This is a genomic window from Intrasporangium sp. (assembly GCF_032907665.1).
GTDB lineage: Bacteria > Actinomycetota > Actinomycetes > Actinomycetales > Dermatophilaceae > Intrasporangium.
In genome coordinates this window covers 22,830-37,889 of record NZ_JAJJPG010000006.1, presented here as the reverse complement: position 1 = coordinate 37,889, position 15,060 = coordinate 22,830, and the positions used below count along the sequence as shown (strand labels likewise).

The 15,060-nt window shown below is 71.8% G+C and carries 15 protein-coding genes; 11 read left to right on the top strand and 4 right to left on the bottom strand.

Going from position 1 to position 15,060, the window contains the following annotated elements; translation table 11 throughout:
• Positions 1-112: 112 nt before the first annotated feature.
• The 4 genes from LOY02_RS01975 (at position 113) to LOY02_RS01960 (ending at position 3,809) form a co-directional block, all read left to right on the top strand.
• Positions 113-1,237: a zinc-dependent metalloprotease gene (locus LOY02_RS01975; RefSeq protein ID WP_317180640.1), complete on the top strand. Its 1,125-nt coding sequence runs from the start codon at positions 113-115 to the stop codon at positions 1,235-1,237.
• Between the two features lie 20 nt (positions 1,238-1,257).
• Positions 1,258-2,259 (top strand): tRNA lysidine(34) synthetase TilS, encoded by a 1,002-nt coding sequence (tilS, locus tag LOY02_RS01970; protein ID WP_317180639.1) that lies wholly within the window; start codon positions 1,258-1,260, stop codon positions 2,257-2,259.
• A gap of 70 nt (positions 2,260-2,329) precedes the next feature.
• Positions 2,330-2,881 carry a hypoxanthine phosphoribosyltransferase gene (gene hpt / locus LOY02_RS01965; protein WP_317180638.1) on the top strand — a complete coding sequence of 184 codons (552 nt, stop codon included), beginning with the start codon at positions 2,330-2,332 and terminating at the stop codon, positions 2,879-2,881.
• A gap of 61 nt (positions 2,882-2,942) precedes the next feature.
• Positions 2,943-3,809, top strand: coding sequence for a DUF1028 domain-containing protein (locus tag LOY02_RS01960; protein WP_317180637.1), 867 nt, complete (start codon positions 2,943-2,945; stop codon positions 3,807-3,809).
• Positions 3,810-3,818: 9 nt separating this feature from the next.
• On the opposite strand, the gene LOY02_RS01955 is transcribed toward LOY02_RS01960, so the two are convergent.
• Together LOY02_RS01955 and LOY02_RS01950 are read right to left on the bottom strand one after the other, a co-directional pair.
• Entirely contained in the window at positions 3,819-5,825 is a 2,007-nt protein-coding gene (locus LOY02_RS01955) for a translation factor GTPase family protein (protein ID WP_317180636.1), read from the bottom strand.
• A 168-nt stretch (positions 5,826-5,993) separates the two neighbouring features.
• Positions 5,994-6,782, bottom strand: coding sequence for an NAD-dependent epimerase/dehydratase family protein (locus tag LOY02_RS01950; protein ID WP_317180635.1), 789 nt, complete (start codon positions 6,780-6,782; stop codon positions 5,994-5,996).
• 94 nt (positions 6,783-6,876) lie between these two features.
• Here LOY02_RS01950 and LOY02_RS01945 point away from each other — a divergent pair, with 94 nt between their 5' ends.
• From LOY02_RS01945 to LOY02_RS01915, 7 genes are all read left to right on the top strand, one after another.
• A complete protein-coding gene (locus LOY02_RS01945) occupies positions 6,877-7,377 on the top strand; it encodes a MarR family transcriptional regulator (protein WP_317180634.1) in 501 nt (166 codons plus the stop codon).
• 135 nt (positions 7,378-7,512) lie between these two features.
• Complete coding sequence (ftsH, locus tag LOY02_RS01940; RefSeq protein WP_317180633.1) at positions 7,513-9,603, top strand: ATP-dependent zinc metalloprotease FtsH; 2,091 nt, start codon at positions 7,513-7,515, stop codon at positions 9,601-9,603.
• Positions 9,604-9,606: 3 nt separating this feature from the next.
• Complete coding sequence (gene folE, locus LOY02_RS01935; RefSeq protein WP_317180632.1) at positions 9,607-10,179, top strand: GTP cyclohydrolase I FolE; 573 nt, start codon at positions 9,607-9,609, stop codon at positions 10,177-10,179.
• Positions 10,180-10,213: 34 nt separating this feature from the next.
• Positions 10,214-11,164, top strand: a complete 951-nt coding sequence (gene folP / locus LOY02_RS01930; RefSeq protein WP_317180631.1) for a dihydropteroate synthase — start codon at positions 10,214-10,216, stop codon at positions 11,162-11,164.
• Positions 11,161-12,051: a 2-amino-4-hydroxy-6-hydroxymethyldihydropteridine diphosphokinase gene (gene folK / locus LOY02_RS01925; RefSeq protein WP_317180630.1), complete on the top strand. Its 891-nt coding sequence runs from the start codon at positions 11,161-11,163 to the stop codon at positions 12,049-12,051. The genes folP and folK overlap by 4 nt, the downstream gene beginning before the upstream one ends.
• Positions 12,048-12,551 carry a DUF3180 domain-containing protein gene (locus LOY02_RS01920; RefSeq protein WP_317180629.1) on the top strand — a complete coding sequence of 168 codons (504 nt, stop codon included), beginning with the start codon at positions 12,048-12,050 and terminating at the stop codon, positions 12,549-12,551. The genes folK and LOY02_RS01920 overlap by 4 nt, the downstream gene beginning before the upstream one ends.
• Before the next feature lie 152 nt (positions 12,552-12,703).
• Positions 12,704-13,591, top strand: coding sequence for a hypothetical protein (locus LOY02_RS01915; RefSeq protein ID WP_317180628.1), 888 nt, complete (start codon positions 12,704-12,706; stop codon positions 13,589-13,591).
• Here the strand turns inward: LOY02_RS01915 and LOY02_RS01910 are convergent.
• On the bottom strand, positions 13,582-13,857 hold the full coding sequence (locus LOY02_RS01910) for a hypothetical protein (RefSeq protein ID WP_317180627.1): 276 nt from the start codon (positions 13,855-13,857) through the stop codon (positions 13,582-13,584). The genes LOY02_RS01915 and LOY02_RS01910 overlap by 10 nt on opposite strands.
• Positions 13,858-13,865: 8 nt before the next feature.
• Positions 13,866-15,059: an NADH-quinone oxidoreductase subunit D gene (locus LOY02_RS01905; RefSeq protein WP_317180626.1), complete on the bottom strand. Its 1,194-nt coding sequence runs from the start codon at positions 15,057-15,059 to the stop codon at positions 13,866-13,868.
• Position 15,060 lies beyond the last annotated feature (1 nt).

Genomic DNA, 15,060 nt, shown 5'->3' with positions numbered 1-15,060 from the left:
TGCCCTTCAGCCAAGGCCAGGCCGCCTGCCGGAGTGGAGCGGGAACGATCGGGGGTACAACGGACGTTGGGTGGGGCAACGGGCCCACCTCGCCACCGTTGAAAGGGCAGGCATGACCGACTCCGTGCACGACCCCGCTCCGGACGGCCTGACCGGCCCACCATCCCGGGATCCCGCCGTTCGAGCGGGAGCGAGCTCAGCGGCATACGTCGACTACGAGTTCGCGAAGTGGACGGGACGCACCGTCGTCAAGGCGGGACCGCAGGTCACGAGCGACGAGGTGGACGAGATCGTCGCCGACCTGCGCGCGGCGGCGGCCGAGGCCGAGGAGCCGGTGGCGCAGACCAGCCGTCTGCGGGCCCCGGATGGCGCTCCACCACCGCTCATCGTCGACCGCGCGGGATGGATCAGCGCCAACGTCGACTCCTTCAAGGCGATGATCGACCCGGTCGTGGACAAGCTCCTGGCCAAGCGCAGGTCGCCCGAGAGCCCGACCGCCCAGGCGATCGGTGGCAAGGTCACCGGCGCCGAGATGGGCGGGATGCTCGCCTACCTGTCGAGCAAGATCCTCGGCCAGTACGACCTCGCGCCGGGTGGCACGCCCCGGCTCCTCCTCGTCGCGCCCAACATCGTCGAGGTCGAGCGCAAGCTCCGCGTCAACCCCCAGCACTTCCGCCGTTGGGTCGCGATGCACGAGGAGACGCACCGCGTCCAGTTCACCGCCGTCCCCTGGCTGCGCGACCACCTCGTCGCGCGGTCCCAGTCCCTCGCCGTGGATCTTGCCCCGACGCCCGAGGAGATGGGCAAGCGCCTCGAGCAGCTGGCGAGGAACCTCCCCGGGGTGATCTCGTCGGGCGAGGGGATCGGGCAGCTCTTCGCGACCCCGGAGCAGAAGGCGCGGATCGCGGAGCTCACCGCCGTCATGTCCCTGCTCGAGGGGCACGCGGACGTCGTCATGGACGACGTCGGGCCGAGCGTCATCCCGACCGTCGACGAGATCCGTCGCAAGTTCAACGCCCGGCGCAGCGGCGCGGTCGGGGTCGACCGGCTGCTGCGCAAGCTGCTCGGCATCGAGGCCAAGATGCGGCAGTACCGCGACGGCGCCGTCTTCGTGCGCGCGGTGACCGACGAGGTCGGTCGCGAGGGTTTCAACGCGGTGTGGTCCACTCCGGATAACCTGCCGAAGGCCACCGAGATCCTCGACCCCGGCGCGTGGGTGCGCCGGGTCCACGGCTGACGAAGGAGGCTCAGTCAACGATGACGGGACCTGATCCAGCGGTCGCGGCGACCCGCCTTGCCGTCCGCGACCATTTCGCCGACGTCCCGGAGGGCGGGCTCGTCCTCGTGGCCTGCTCCGGCGGCCCCGACTCCCTGGCCCTCGCGGCGGCGCTCGCCTTCGAGGCGCCGCGTGCGGGGCTGCGAGCCGGCGCCGTCGTCGTGGACCATGGGCTGCAGGAGGGGTCCGGCGAGGTCGCCGAGCAGGCGGCGTGGACCTGTCGGGACCTCGGTCTCGACCCCGTCGAGATGGTCCGGGCCGAGGTGAGGGTCACCGGCGCCGGCCTCGAGGCAGACGCCCGCGCCGCCCGCTACCGGACCGTCGACACGGTGGCCGACCGCCATGGCGCCAGCGTGGTCCTGCTCGGACACACGCGTGACGACCAGGCGGAGCAGGTGCTCCTCGGTCTCTCCCGCGGCTCGGGCGCCCGTTCGCTCAGCGGCATGCCCCTGCGGCGGGGCCGCTACGTCCGCCCGTTGCTCGCCCTGCCTCGGGCGACGACGCTCGCCGCGTGCCACGCGCTCGGCCTCGAGCCGTGGCACGACCCGCACAACGCAGACGAGTCGTTCCGGCGAGTCCGGGCGCGGCGCCTCCTCGAGGCCCTCGAGGGGGACCTCGGGCCGGGCTTCGCGGCGGCGCTGGCGCGCTCCGCCGACCTGCTGCGCGAGGACGCCGACTACCTCGAGAGCCTCGCGGTCCGGGCCAGGGCAGAGCTGCCCTCCGCGCCGGGCGACCCGGGCGTCGACCTCGAGGCGCTGGCTGCGCTGCCGCGGGCGATCCGCACCCGCGTCTGGCGGATCCTCGCCGCGGAGGCCGGGGCGCCGATCTCCGACGTCTCCGCGGCGCACGTCGAGTCCCTCGACGCCCTCCTCACGTCGTGGCACGGGCAGGGACCGCTCCATGTCCCGGGCGGGATCGCCGTGGCCCGCACCGGCGGCACGATCCGCTTCAGCCCGATCCGCGAGACCGCCGACACGCACTGAGGGGCCGGCCGTGGATCGAGGTTGGGGTTGAATAGGCCCCGAACCCACCTACCCGCACCAAGGAGCCTTCGTGGACCACGAGCACATGGGAGACGACCTGGCCAAGGTCCTCTTCACCGAGGAGCAGATCCAGAGCCGCCTCGCCGAGCTCGCCGCTGACATCTGGAGGGACTACGAGGGCAAGGACCTGCTCCTCGTCGGCGTGCTCAAGGGCGCCGTCGTCGTCATGGCGGACCTCATGCGAGCCCTGCCCGGCACGGCGCCGATGGACTGGATGGCCGTGTCGTCCTACGGCTCCGGCACCAAGAGCTCCGGGGTCGTGCGGATCCTCAAGGACCTCGACGTGGACATCACCGGCAAGGACGTGCTCATCGTCGAGGACATCATCGACTCCGGCCTGACCCTGTCGTGGATCAAGGCGAACCTCGAGTCGCGCAAGCCGGCCTCCGTCGAGATCTGCACCCTGCTGCGCAAGCCTGACGTCGTCAAGGTGGACATCCCCGTCAAGTACGTCGGCTTCGACATCCCCAACGAGTTCGTCGTCGGCTACGGCCTCGACTACGCGGAGAAGTACCGCAACCTGCGGTGCGTGGGCACGCTCGCTCCGCACGTCTACACATGACGGCACCCCTGGGCCGTATGCCGCTGGGCTCGCTCACCGGGTCCCCCGACAGGAGGTGCCCATGACCTTCTCGATCGTGGCCCGCGAGGGCGAGGCCTACGGCGTGGCCGTCGCGAGCAAGTTCCTCGCCGTGGGCGCCGTCGTTCCCGCTGCACGGGTCGGAGTCGGCGCCGTCGCGACCCAGTCCTGGGCGCGGGTCGCCTACATCTCGGAGCTGCTCGGGCGGCTCGAGGCGGGGGAGGATGCGGAGTCGGCGCTGGCGTCGGCGACGGCGACCGACCCCGGGAGCGCGACGCGCCAGCTCGGTGTCGTCGGCCGCGAGTCCGCAGCGACGTTCACCGGTGACGAGTGCCTCCCGTGGTGCGGCGGCGTGGCCCGGGTCGCCGACGACGGCGAGTCGGCCTACGCGATCCAGGGCAACATCCTCGTCGGACCCGAGGTCGTCGAGGCGATGGAGGCCGCCTGGAACGACTCCGCCGGCTCGACCTTCCCCCAGCGGCTGCTCGCCGCTCTCACGGCCGGGGACGCCGCCGGCGGCGACTCGCGCGGACGCCAGAGCGCGGCGGTGCTGGCCGTCGAGCCGGGTTCGGGCTACGACCGCAGCGGGGTGGCCGCAGACCTCCGGGTCGACGACCATGCCGACCCGGTGGGGGAGCTCGGCCGGCTCCTGGACGAGTGGGAGCTCTACTTCGGGCGCCCGGAAGACGTCCGGCCCCTCGAGGGCGACCTCGCCGACGAGGTGGCGGAGCGGCTCGCACGAATCGGGCACGCTCCCGAGGGCGACGGGGTCGAGGCCGCCCTGGTCGCGTGGGCCGGAGAGGTGAACTACGAGTCGCGACTGGCGCCCGGCGGGATCGATCGTCGGGTCCTCGAGGCACTCCGGACCGCGACTGACCCGACTGCCGCGAGTGACGCGACGTCGGACTGACCCGAGCGGTCAGAGCTTGCCGGCGACGCGCAGGAGGTACTCGCGACGGTGCAGCGGGTCGGCGTCGGTCCGCGGCCGCTCCGGGATCTCGCCCGTCACCGGCTGGTAGCCGGCGAAGGTGCACACGAGGTCGCCCTCGCCACCGGTGAGCGCGGGCACGCGCTGCTGCAGCTCGTGCACCTGTGCAGCCGGCACAATGCCGCCGAGGTGGGCCGCCCGGCCACGCACCATCGTCTCGTGCGGCACGGCGCGGTTGCGGGCGAGGAGCGCGAGGGCGGGGCCCACAGCGGTCGCCGGCAGGTCGAAGTCGAAGCGGTGGACCGGCTCCTCGACTCGGGTGCCGGCCTGGCACAGGGCGGCCATGAGCACGAGCGGGGTGAGGCAGCGGAAGTCGCCGGCCGTGCTCGACATGGACGCGTCGAACGTCGCGTGCATGGCGCTCTGTCTCGGCCAGTAGCCCGAGTGCGTCATCGTCACCACGCAGTCCGGCACGGGCCAGCCGTGCAGCCCCTGCTGGAGGCAGGCACGCACGGACTCCTCGACGGCCCGGAAGAACGCGGGCGGCATCGATCCCGGCTCCACCTCGAGCCGGAACGCCACGCCGCTGCCCACGTCTGACGGCTCGACCCGGAGCCCGACCGTGGCGAGGAAGGGGTTCGGGTCGACGTCGATGACCTCATGCGCGGCGCCGACCCCGACGACGCGCTCGATGCAGATGACGGACGTCTCGCGGAAGCGGACCTCGACCCCGTGGTCTGCGGCCAGCACCGCGGCGATGACTTCCTTCTGCACCTCGCCGAAGAGCGACAGGTGGGTCTCGCCGCGCTCGTCGTCGTGCCGCAGGTTGATGAGCGGGTCCTGCTCGGCGAGCCGGGTCAGGGCCGCGTGCATGGCGATCCGCTGCTCCCCGTGGACCGGCTCGACGACCGTCTCCAAGGTGGGAGGCGAGAAGTGCGAGCCGTCGGACCGGGTAGCGGCGGCACCGATCGGGTCGCCGACCCTCGCCGTCTCGAGCCCGACGACCTGAGCCATCCGCCCGGCCGTTGCGACGCTCGAACGCACGAGCCCGCCGCGGTCGTAGACCTTGATCGCGGTGACGCGGTCGTCGACGTCGCCGAACCGGACCTTGTCGCGGACCCGCAGGGCACCGGAGCGCATCTGGACGATCGCGAGCTTCTCACCGGAACCGCCCCGCTCGATGGCGAAGACGGTCCCGCCCAGCGGTTCCTCGGCCCTGCCTCGACAGGCCGGCAGGTACGTCGTCACCGCGGCCGCAACGTCGTCGAGCCCGGCGCCGGTGATCGCTGAGCCGAAGAGCACCGGGTGCACGAGACCCGCGCGGGCCTGCCGGACCAGGTTCTGCCTGAGCCGCTCGGGCGTCACGGTGTCGGGGGCGTCGACGGCGTCGGCGAGGAGCCGGTCGTCCGACTCGCTGAGCAGCTCGGTGAGGCGGGCAACGTGCGCGACGTCGTCAGCGGCATACGGCACGTAGGCCGCTCGGCTCGTCCCGAGCTCTGTCACGGTTCCGAGGGGGATGACGTGGGGCGTGAGCCGGTCGGCGAGGTCGTGCAGCAGGCTCGCCTCCTGCGCGCCGAGCCGGTCGATCTTGTTGACGTAGATGAGGGTCGGGATGCCGAGCCGGCGCAGGATGCGCATGAGCACCCGCGTCTGTGCCTGGACCCCCTCGACGGCGGACACGACGAGCACGGCGCCGTCGAGGACGGCGAGCGAGCGCTCCACCTCGGCGACGAAGTCCGAGTGGCCGGGCGTGTCGATGAGGTTGACGACGGTGGGCGCGTCGGGAGGCCCCAGCTCGAACGAGACGACGGCGGCGCGGATCGTGATGCCGCGCTGGCGCTCGAGGGCGAGCGTGTCCGTCTGGGTGCTGCCGTCGTCGACGCTGCCGGGCTCCTCGATGACCCCGGCTCGATGCAGCAGCCGCTCGGTCAGGCTGGTCTTGCCGGCGTCAACATGGGCGACGATCCCGAGCGCGAGGGTGGGTGGTGCGGATTCCACGGTCCTTCATGTCCTTTGCATAGGCGGTGTCGACCTGCTGCTGGGGAGACATGAAGGGGTGGCGCATGCCCGTTTCCTCTCTCGTCGGGGAGGCGCCTGCCGGACGGACCGGCGCCTGACGGGTTGACGACCTCAGTGCACCAACCCGCCGGACGCCCTCGCAACCGGTTATCGCACGGGACCCGCTGGGGCCACCGCGTTCGCGAGCGCCGACCGCTCGCAAGGCTCCCAGCCGAGGGCCCTGGCCGCGGGTGCCGTGACCACCTGGCTGAGGGCAAGGGCCTCGGCGAAGGCGCTCCCGAGGTCGGTCGAGGCGTTCGCCCATGGCTTCGCCGATCCGCCGCGGGCAGTGGCGAGGTCGACGACGCGGATGCCGGGTTCGGCGACGGCGTGCAGGAGTGTGCCGGGCTTGGCCCGCTCCAGGGCGGTGACGAAGAGTCGGGCGGCGTCGTCGACGTGGACCATCGGCCACGTCGTCGTGGCGGCGCCGACATACCTGCCATCGAGCAGCTCGACCAGGCCCCTCCCTCCACCGTGGAGGACGCCGGGCCGGATGACGACGCCGCCCCCGTCGAGGACGAGCCGCTCGATGGCCGGACGGCCGGAGACGAGCGCGATGGGCCGGACCTCGGCCGTCTCGTCGACCGGCTCGGACGTCGCCCCGAGGACCCATACCCCGCTCGTGTAGACGAGGGGTCGGCCGGGCAGGGCGTGCAGCAGGGCCCGCACCCCGTCGGCCTGGACGTCCCAGTCGGCGTCCGCGGCAGCGGCGTGCACGACTGCGTCGATGTCGGGAGTGACGGTCGCTGCGAGCGAGGCCGGGTCACCGAGGTCGGCGAAGCGGTCGCCGGCCCTCGGATTCCGGCTGGCCACCACGGCATCGTGACCGGACTGGTGCAGCGCGGACACGATCGCGCTGCCGAGGTAGCCCGTGCCACCGAGAACGAGAACCTTCATGAGTGCTCCTGGATAGTAGTGTCTTAACGCTAAGAGAAACTGCCTTAGGGCTAAGTTATTCCCGGAGAGGTCGACGATGGCGAGCGAGCGATCGGTGTCGGGTTCCCGCCCCGACGGCGTCGAGGTGGTGCTGGCCCAGTGGCGGAGCGAGCGACCCGACCTCGACACGACCGCGATGGGCACGATCGGCCGGTTGAGCCGAGTGAGCCATCTCGTCCAGCAGCGGCTCAAGGCCAACTTCGCGCGGTTCGACCTCGAGCCGGCGGCCTTCGACGTCCTCGCCACCCTGCGCCGTGCCGGGCCGCCCTATCGCCTCAGCCCCTCGTCCCTCGTCAGGACGGCCATGGTCACGTCCGGGGCGATCACCCAACGCCTCGACCGGCTCGAGACACGCGGCCTGGTGCGTCGTGCCCCGGACACGTCGGACGGGCGTGGTGTCGTCGTCGAGCTCACCGCTGCGGGCTCGGCACTCGTCGACGAGGTCCTTCCCACCCACCTCGACCTCCTCGAGGGACTGCTCGGCGGGATCAGCCCGGCCGACCGTGACGCGCTCGATCGCGGCCTGCGTGCCCTGCTCGGCTCGCTGGCACCCTGACGAGGACCGGGCTGGTTGGGCACGACGGGCGGGTATGCGGAACACTGGTAGTTCGCCGGACGTTGATCCGGTGCACGCGAAGGTGCACTCACACTGACGAGCAGGAGGACCGGGGCCGTCGGGCCCCGTACGTACATGGACGCAAAGCGGATTCTGCGCACCCCACTGGTGTGGATCATGGTCCTCATCAGCGCGCTCGTCTTCGGCATGATGTTCTCGGACGCCGGTGCGCCCCGCATCGACACGTCCGAGGCGATGAAGCAGATCACCTCGGGCAACGTCGAGTCGGCCAAGCTGCTCAACAACGAGCGGATGGAGCTGACCCTCAAGCAGCCGTACACGTCGGCCGACGAGACGGTCAAGGACGCCAAGACCGTCTTCGCCTTCTACGTCGAGGCCCGCGGCGAGGACGTCGTCGACGCGCTCAACACGGCCGCTCCGCCGGAGGGGGTCACCGACTTCATCGAGGAGCCGAGCTGGCTCGGGTCCCTCCTCGTCTCGATCCTGCCGATCATCATCATCCTCGCCCTCTTCTGGTTCCTCATGGGACAGATGCAGGGCGGGGGCAGCCGCGTCATGCAGTTCGGCAAGTCGCGAGCCAAGCTCGCGACGAAGGACACCCCGAAGGTCACCTTCGCCGACGTCGCCGGCTGCGACGAGGCCATCGAGGAGCTCCAGGAGATCAAGGAGTTCCTCCAGGAGCCGTCGAAGTTCCTCGCCGTCGGGGCGAAGATCCCCAAGGGTGTGCTCCTCTACGGCCAACCGGGCACCGGCAAGACGCTGCTCGCCCGCGCCGTCGCGGGAGAGGCCGGCGTCCCCTTCTACTCGATCTCGGGCTCCGACTTCGTCGAGATGTTCGTCGGCGTCGGCGCGAGCCGGGTCCGCGACCTCTTCGAGCAGGCCAAGGCCAACGCTCCCGCCATCGTCTTCGTCGACGAGATCGACGCCGTCGGACGCCACCGCGGCGCCGGGCTGGGCGGCGGCCACGACGAGCGCGAGCAGACGCTCAACCAGCTCCTCGTCGAGATGGACGGCTTCGACGTCAAGACCAACGTCATCCTCATCGCGGCGACCAACCGCCCCGACATCCTCGACCCCGCCCTCCTTCGTCCCGGGCGGTTCGACCGGCAGATCGCCGTCGAGGCGCCGGACATGCTCGGCCGCCACCAGATCCTCCAGGTGCACGCCCAGGGCAAGCCCATGTCCGAGGACGTCGACCTGCTTGCCGTCGCGCGCCGCACGCCCGGCTTCACCGGTGCGGACCTGGCGAACGTCCTCAACGAGGCCGCGCTGCTCACCGCCCGGAGCAACCAGAAGATCATCGACAACCGCGCCCTCGACGAGGCCATCGACCGGGTCATCGCCGGTCCCCAGAAGCGCAGCCGCATCATGTCGGCCAAGGAGCGCAAGATCACCGCCTACCACGAGGGAGGCCATGCCCTCGTCGCTGCCGCGCTCAACCACACCGACCCGGTGACCAAGGTGACCATCCTGCCGCGCGGTCGCGCGCTCGGCTACACCATGGTCATGCCGGTCGATGACAAGTACTCCACGACCCGCAACGAGATCCTCGACCAGCTCGCCTACGCCCTCGGCGGCCGCGTCGCGGAGGAGATCGTCTTCCACGAGCCGACGACCGGTGCGAGCAACGACATCGAGAAGGCCACGAGCATGGCCCGCAAGATGGTCACCGAGTTCGGCATGAGCGAGCGGATCGGGGCGATCAAGCTCGGCCAGAGCCAGGGCGAGGTCTTCCTCGGCCGCGACTACGGCCACCAGCGCGACTACTCCGAGGAGATCGCCGGCATCGTCGACGAGGAGGTGCGCAAGCTCATCGAGGGTGCGCACGACGAGGCCTACGAGGCCATCAACGAGAACCGTGACGTCCTCGACCGCCTCGTCCTCGAGCTGCTCGAGCGCGAGACGCTCAACCAGGCCGAGATCGCCAAGGTCTTCCACGACATCGTCAAGCTGCCGCAGCGGCCGACCTGGCTCTCGTCCCAGACGCGGGTCCCGGGGGACCGGCCACCGGTCCTCACGCCCGCGGAGCTCGCGGCCAAACAGAACGGTCACCTGCCCCCGCCCGCCTCTCCCGACCCCACGGTCGAGGAGAAGATCGACGAGGCCGCGTCCGTCGGAGCCCACCCGCTGGCCGAGGAGCGCCCGCCCGTCGAGGTCGTCGAGGTCCCGGACGACCAGCCGGTGAGACCCGACGAGAAGGGCTGATCCGTGGCGATCGACGTGGCGAGGGCCGAGGCCGCCGTCCGGGAGCTGCTGCTCGCCATCGGTGAGGACCCCGAGCGCGACGGCCTCGTGGACACTCCGTCCCGGGTGGCCCGGTCCTACGCCGAGATCTTCGCCGGCCTCGACATGAACGCCGCGGACGTGCTCGACAAGACCTTCGAGATCGAGCACGACGAGCTGATCATCGTGCGGGACATCGAGCTCTACTCCACCTGCGAGCACCACCTCGTCCCCTTCCACGGCGTGGCCCACGTCGGCTACATCCCGGGCAAGGACGGCCGGGTCACGGGGCTGTCCAAGCTCGCGCGGCTCGTCGAGGTCTATGCCCGCCGCCCACAGGTCCAGGAGCGGCTGACCACCCAGATCGCGGACGCCCTTGTCGAGCACCTCGCCGTCCAGGGCGTCATCGTGGTGATCCAGGCCGAGCACCTGTGCATGTCGATGCGAGGCATCCGCAAGCCGGGCGCGTCCACGATCACGTCGGCGGTGCGTGGGCAGCTGCGCGACCCGGCTACTCGAGCGGAGGCCATGGCGCTCATGCTCGAGGGCAACAAGTGACCGTTCCAGCCGCACCGACGACAGAATGGCGGTCATGACCGCCACAGACGCCGCAGCCCTGGCCGCTGCCGCCCTCGTCACCGAGCGCGACCGGACCCTCGTCATGGGCGTCGTCAACGTGACGCCGGACTCGTTCTCCGACGGCGGCGTCTGGTTCGAGCCGGAAGCCGCCCTCGCCCACGGCCGAGACGTGCTCGCGGCCGGGGCCGACATCGTCGACGTCGGAGGCGAGTCCACCCGCCCGGGCGCCGAGCGGCCCACGCTCGAGGAGGAGCTGCGCCGGGTGCTTCCTGTCGTGACGGACCTCGCCGCCCAGGGGGCCGTCGTGTCGATCGACACCATGCGTGCCCCCGTCGCCGCGGCGGCCCTCGAGGCGGGGGCGGGCCTGGTCAACGACGTCTCGGGCGGCCGCGCCGACCCGGACATGGTCCCGCTCGTCGTGGAGGCGGGCGTCCCCTACATCGCGATGCACTGGCGTGGCCACAGTTCCGACATGCAGTCACGCGCGGTCTACGACGACGTCGTGGCGGACGTATGCCGTGAGCTCGGCTCCCGCCGGGACGAGCTGCTGGCTGCCGGGCTGAGCGAGGACCTCCTCGTCCTCGACCCCGGCCTCGGCTTCGCGAAGACGGCCGAGCACAACTGGGCGATCCTCGCGGCGCTGCCCGAGCTGCACGAGCTGGGCCAGCCGATCCTCCTCGGCGCGTCGCGCAAGGCGTTCCTCGGGCGGCTCGGCCGGGCCGAGGACGAGGCGCCGCGGCCCGCCGCGCAGCGGGACCTCGAGACGACGGCCACCTCGGTCATGGCCGCCATGGCGGGCCTGTGGTGCGTCCGGGTCCACGACGTCGAGTCGACGGTCCGCGTCCTGTCCGTCGTCGCTGCCGCGCTCGACCACCTGCCGGACCGTGACGACCATGACGACCACCATGACGGCCCTGACGACCACCATGACGACCACGACGCAGTCGCCGAGGTGAGCTCATGAGCGACGACGAGATCGTCCTCACCGGCGTGTCGGCCCGTGGCTTCCACGGCGTGCTCGATGCGGAGAGGCGGGACGGCCAGACCTTCGTCGTCGACGTCCACCTCACCCTCGACCTGTCCCGGGCCGGGCGGACCGACGACCTCTCCGCGACGGTGAACTACGCCGAGGTCGCCTCGGCCGTCGTCAACCGGGTCACCGGGCCACCCTTCGACCTCATCGAGCGCCTGGCCGAGGTGATCGCCGACGACGTGCTCGCCTTCCCGCTCGTCGAGGCCGTCGAGGTGGTCGTCCACAAGCCCGAGGCGCCGGTCGGCCATCCCTTCACGGACGTCGCCGTCCGGGTCCGACGTCGCAACGGACCTCGCACCGTCATCGCGCTCGGCTCCAACCTCGGCGACCGCGGCCGCACCCTCACCCTCGCCGTCGACGCCCTGCGGTCCCTGCCCGGTTTCACCGTGACGTCTGTGTCGCCGATCGTCGAGACCGATCCCGTCGGCGGCCCGGAGCAGCCGCCGTATCTCAACGCCGTCGTCGTCGGGCGGACGACCCTGGGTCCCGAGGCGCTGCTCGCCGAGCTGCACCGGATCGAGGCCGCGCACGGCCGGACCCGGGAGGTCCGATGGGGCGCACGCACGCTCGACCTCGACCTCATCCAGTTCGGGGAGCCGGGGTCCGGGCACGAGGTCGTCAGCACGGACGACGCCCTGACCCTGCCGCATCCCCGAGCGGCAGAGCGTGCCTTCGTCCTCGTTCCCTGGGCTGAGGCGGAGCCCGAGGGTCGGCTCCGCGTGGGCGCGGGGGACAGCGACATCCGGCCCATCGGCGAGCTCCTCGCACGCCTGGACCGGTCGGGGATCCGGCCCGGACCCGAATGGGAGCAGTGGTGAAACCGCACACCGGCATCCGCGTCACGACACTCGTCCTGACCGGCCTCGTCGTCCTCGTCCTGGCCTGGCTCGTCATGCGCTGGGTCGAGGGCTCCGGGCGGAGCGTCCCGGACCCCGGCTGGGTGGGCGCAGCGGCGATGCTCTTCCTCGGCGGCGGAGTGCTCGTCGCGGGCTGGCAGGTGCGCCGGTTCCGCGACGGCGTGGGCGAGGCGACGATGAGCCCGCTGCGGGCCGCTCGCACCCTCGTCCTCGGGCAGGCCGCGGCGCTCACTGGCGCGGCGCTGACGGGGTGGTACACCGCGATCGTCCTCGTCCTGCTGCCCGCCGCGGACATCGAGTCGCAGCGCGACCGCATCTGGCCCTTCGCCCTGCACGCCGTGGTGGCTCTCGCCCTCGCTGTCGCGGGCATGGTGGTCCAGCGCTGGTGCCGGGTGCGCCCGCGGGACGAGCATGACGAGGACGAGCTCGACGAGCTGAACGGCCACGTCGAGGACCGGTGATGCAACGATCCCGGCTCCCCGCGGGTCTGACCGGTATGGCGAACCCGAAGCGCAGCCCTGCCCGCCGAGCCGTTCTCCTTGCGGTCATCGCTCCGGTCGTCCTCGGGCTCGGTGCCTGCGGCGAGGTGAGCGCACCAGGCCCGGGAGGGACGGTGACCAGCGCACCCTCGGCCGGCGTTCCGGCCACCGGTCGCGACGCGACACCGGGATCGCTGCCGTCCACGACCGTGCCGGCTGCACCCGCCCCGCAGGCGTTCGTGGATCGGGCGAAGGCGGTCGCCTCGGCGGTCCGCGGGGCCGGGCTCCCGACGGGATCCGACGGGCTCGTTCTGCTCCACGGCTGGACGGCGGACCTCGCCTTCGACACGGATGCCCAGAAGGTCGCCTGGGCAGCCGGCCGGGTGACCCTCGCGCCGTCGGTCCCCGCGGACCAGGTCGGGGTGTCGACGATGACGCTGCCCGACGGGTCGGAGCGTCCCGTCGACGTCATCGGTCCACAGGAGGCGCTCGCCCGGGCCCTCGAGGACAGCACAGGCACCTGTGCCGGCGTGCCGGAGGCCGACTGCGGGATCACGCTCAGCGGAGCGAGCCTGACCACGGCCCGGGTGGCGACGAACGAGGGCGAGGTCACGGTGCCCGCCTGGTCCCTCACCGGCGACGGGCTGTCGCGGCCGATCGTCGTCGTCGCGACGGGGCCGGGGCCGCTCCAGCTGCTGGATCGGGATGCCTCCCCGCCCGGTCTGCCGCCGGCCGGGCCGGGACTGAACTCCGCCGATACCCTCGACGCGGTCTCGGGTCGGGCGATCACGGTCCAGATCGGGCACAGCGCGTGCGACCGGGACCTGCAGGGCCACGTCGTCGAGTTCGCCGACCTCGTCGTCGTCGGCGGCACGCACACCCCGCCCGAACCCGGCACGATGTGCACCGCGCAGTACCTCTCCGCGCCCACCGTCCTGCAGCTGGAGAAGCCGCTCGGCGACCGCATCGTCGTCGACGTGCTCAGCGGCAGGCCCCGGCTCCTCGGCGTGCCCTACAGCTGACTCGCGCTCGTCGTCGGACCGGCGGGCGTTGAGGCAGTCGTCGCTGAGCTCGTCGCTGAGCTCGTCGGGGAGGTCGTTGCCGGTGTGATGGCCGGTGTGGTCGTCTGCCCGTCGGTGGTCGTCGTCGTCCGGTTCGGCCGCGGAGGCGGGATCGTGTCGACGAGGTCCTCGTCGGAGCAGGCCGCCAGGGCCCACACCGTCGCGGTGATGACGGCCACCGCCGCGGCACGAAGCGCGCTGGCGCGCGGGAGCGAGCCCAGCGGCATACGGGACCTCACTTGTCGACGTCGCCGACGACGAAGAACATCGAACCGAGGATCGCCACCATGTCGGAGATGAGCTGCCCCGGGAGCATCTCGGTGAGGACGGAGACGTTGTTGAACGACGCGGAGCGCAGCTTGAGCCGCCACGGCGTCTTCTCCCCCCGCGACACGAGGAAGTATCCGTTGAAGCCGAGGGGGTTCTCCGTCGCGGTGTAGATCGCACCCTCGGGGACCTTGAGCACCTTCGGCAGCTTGACGTTGATCGGTCCCTGGGGGAGCTGGATGAGCCGGTCGAGGCAGGCCTCGGCGAGGTCGAGGCTCACCCGGGTCTGCTCGAGGAGCACCTCGAGGCGGGCGAGGGAGTCTCCGGAGTCACGGGTCACGACGCGGCCCGGGCCGCCCTTGACGAACAGCTCGCCGTAGGCGAGGTACGGCGCGTCCCGGCGCAGGTCGACGTCGACCCCGCTGGCCCGCGCGATCGGCCCGCTCACTCCGAAGCCGAGCGCCGTCTCGCGCGGCAGCACCCCGACGCGGCGCGTGCGTGCCTCGAGGATCTCGTTGCCGACGATGAGGTGCTCGAGGGACGGCAGCCGCTTGCGGACGTTGACGATGGCCTTGTCGACGCGCCCCAGCCAGCCCGCGGGCAGGTCCTCCTTGAGGCCGCCGACGCGGTTGAACATGTAGTGCATCCGTCCGCCCGACACCTCCTCGAGCACCGCCTGCAGCTCCTCGCGCTCCCGGAAGGCGTAGAAGACCGGGGTGATCGCGCCGAGCTCGAGCGGGTAGCTGCCGAGGAACATCAGGTGGTTGAGGACACGGTTGAGCTCGGCGAGCGCGGTGCGCGCCCACGTCGCCCGCTCGGGGACCTCCATGCCGAGCATGTGCTCGACGCCGAGGACGACCCCCAGCTCGTTGGAGAAGGCGCTGAGCCAGTCGTGCCGGTTGGCCAGCACGAGGATCTGGCGGTAGTCCCGCACCTCGAAGAGCTTCTCGGCCCCCCGGTGCATGTAGCCGATGATCGGTTCGGCACTGACGATGCGCTCGCCGTCGACGACGATCCGCAGCCGGAGCACGCCGTGGGTGGCCGGGTGCTGGGGCCCGATGTTGAGGACCATGTCGGCCGTCGCGAGGCTTCCGGCGCCGACCCCCACCGTGAGAGCGCGCTGGCGTGGCGAACGGCGGGGCGACGCGGTCGTCTCGGTCATG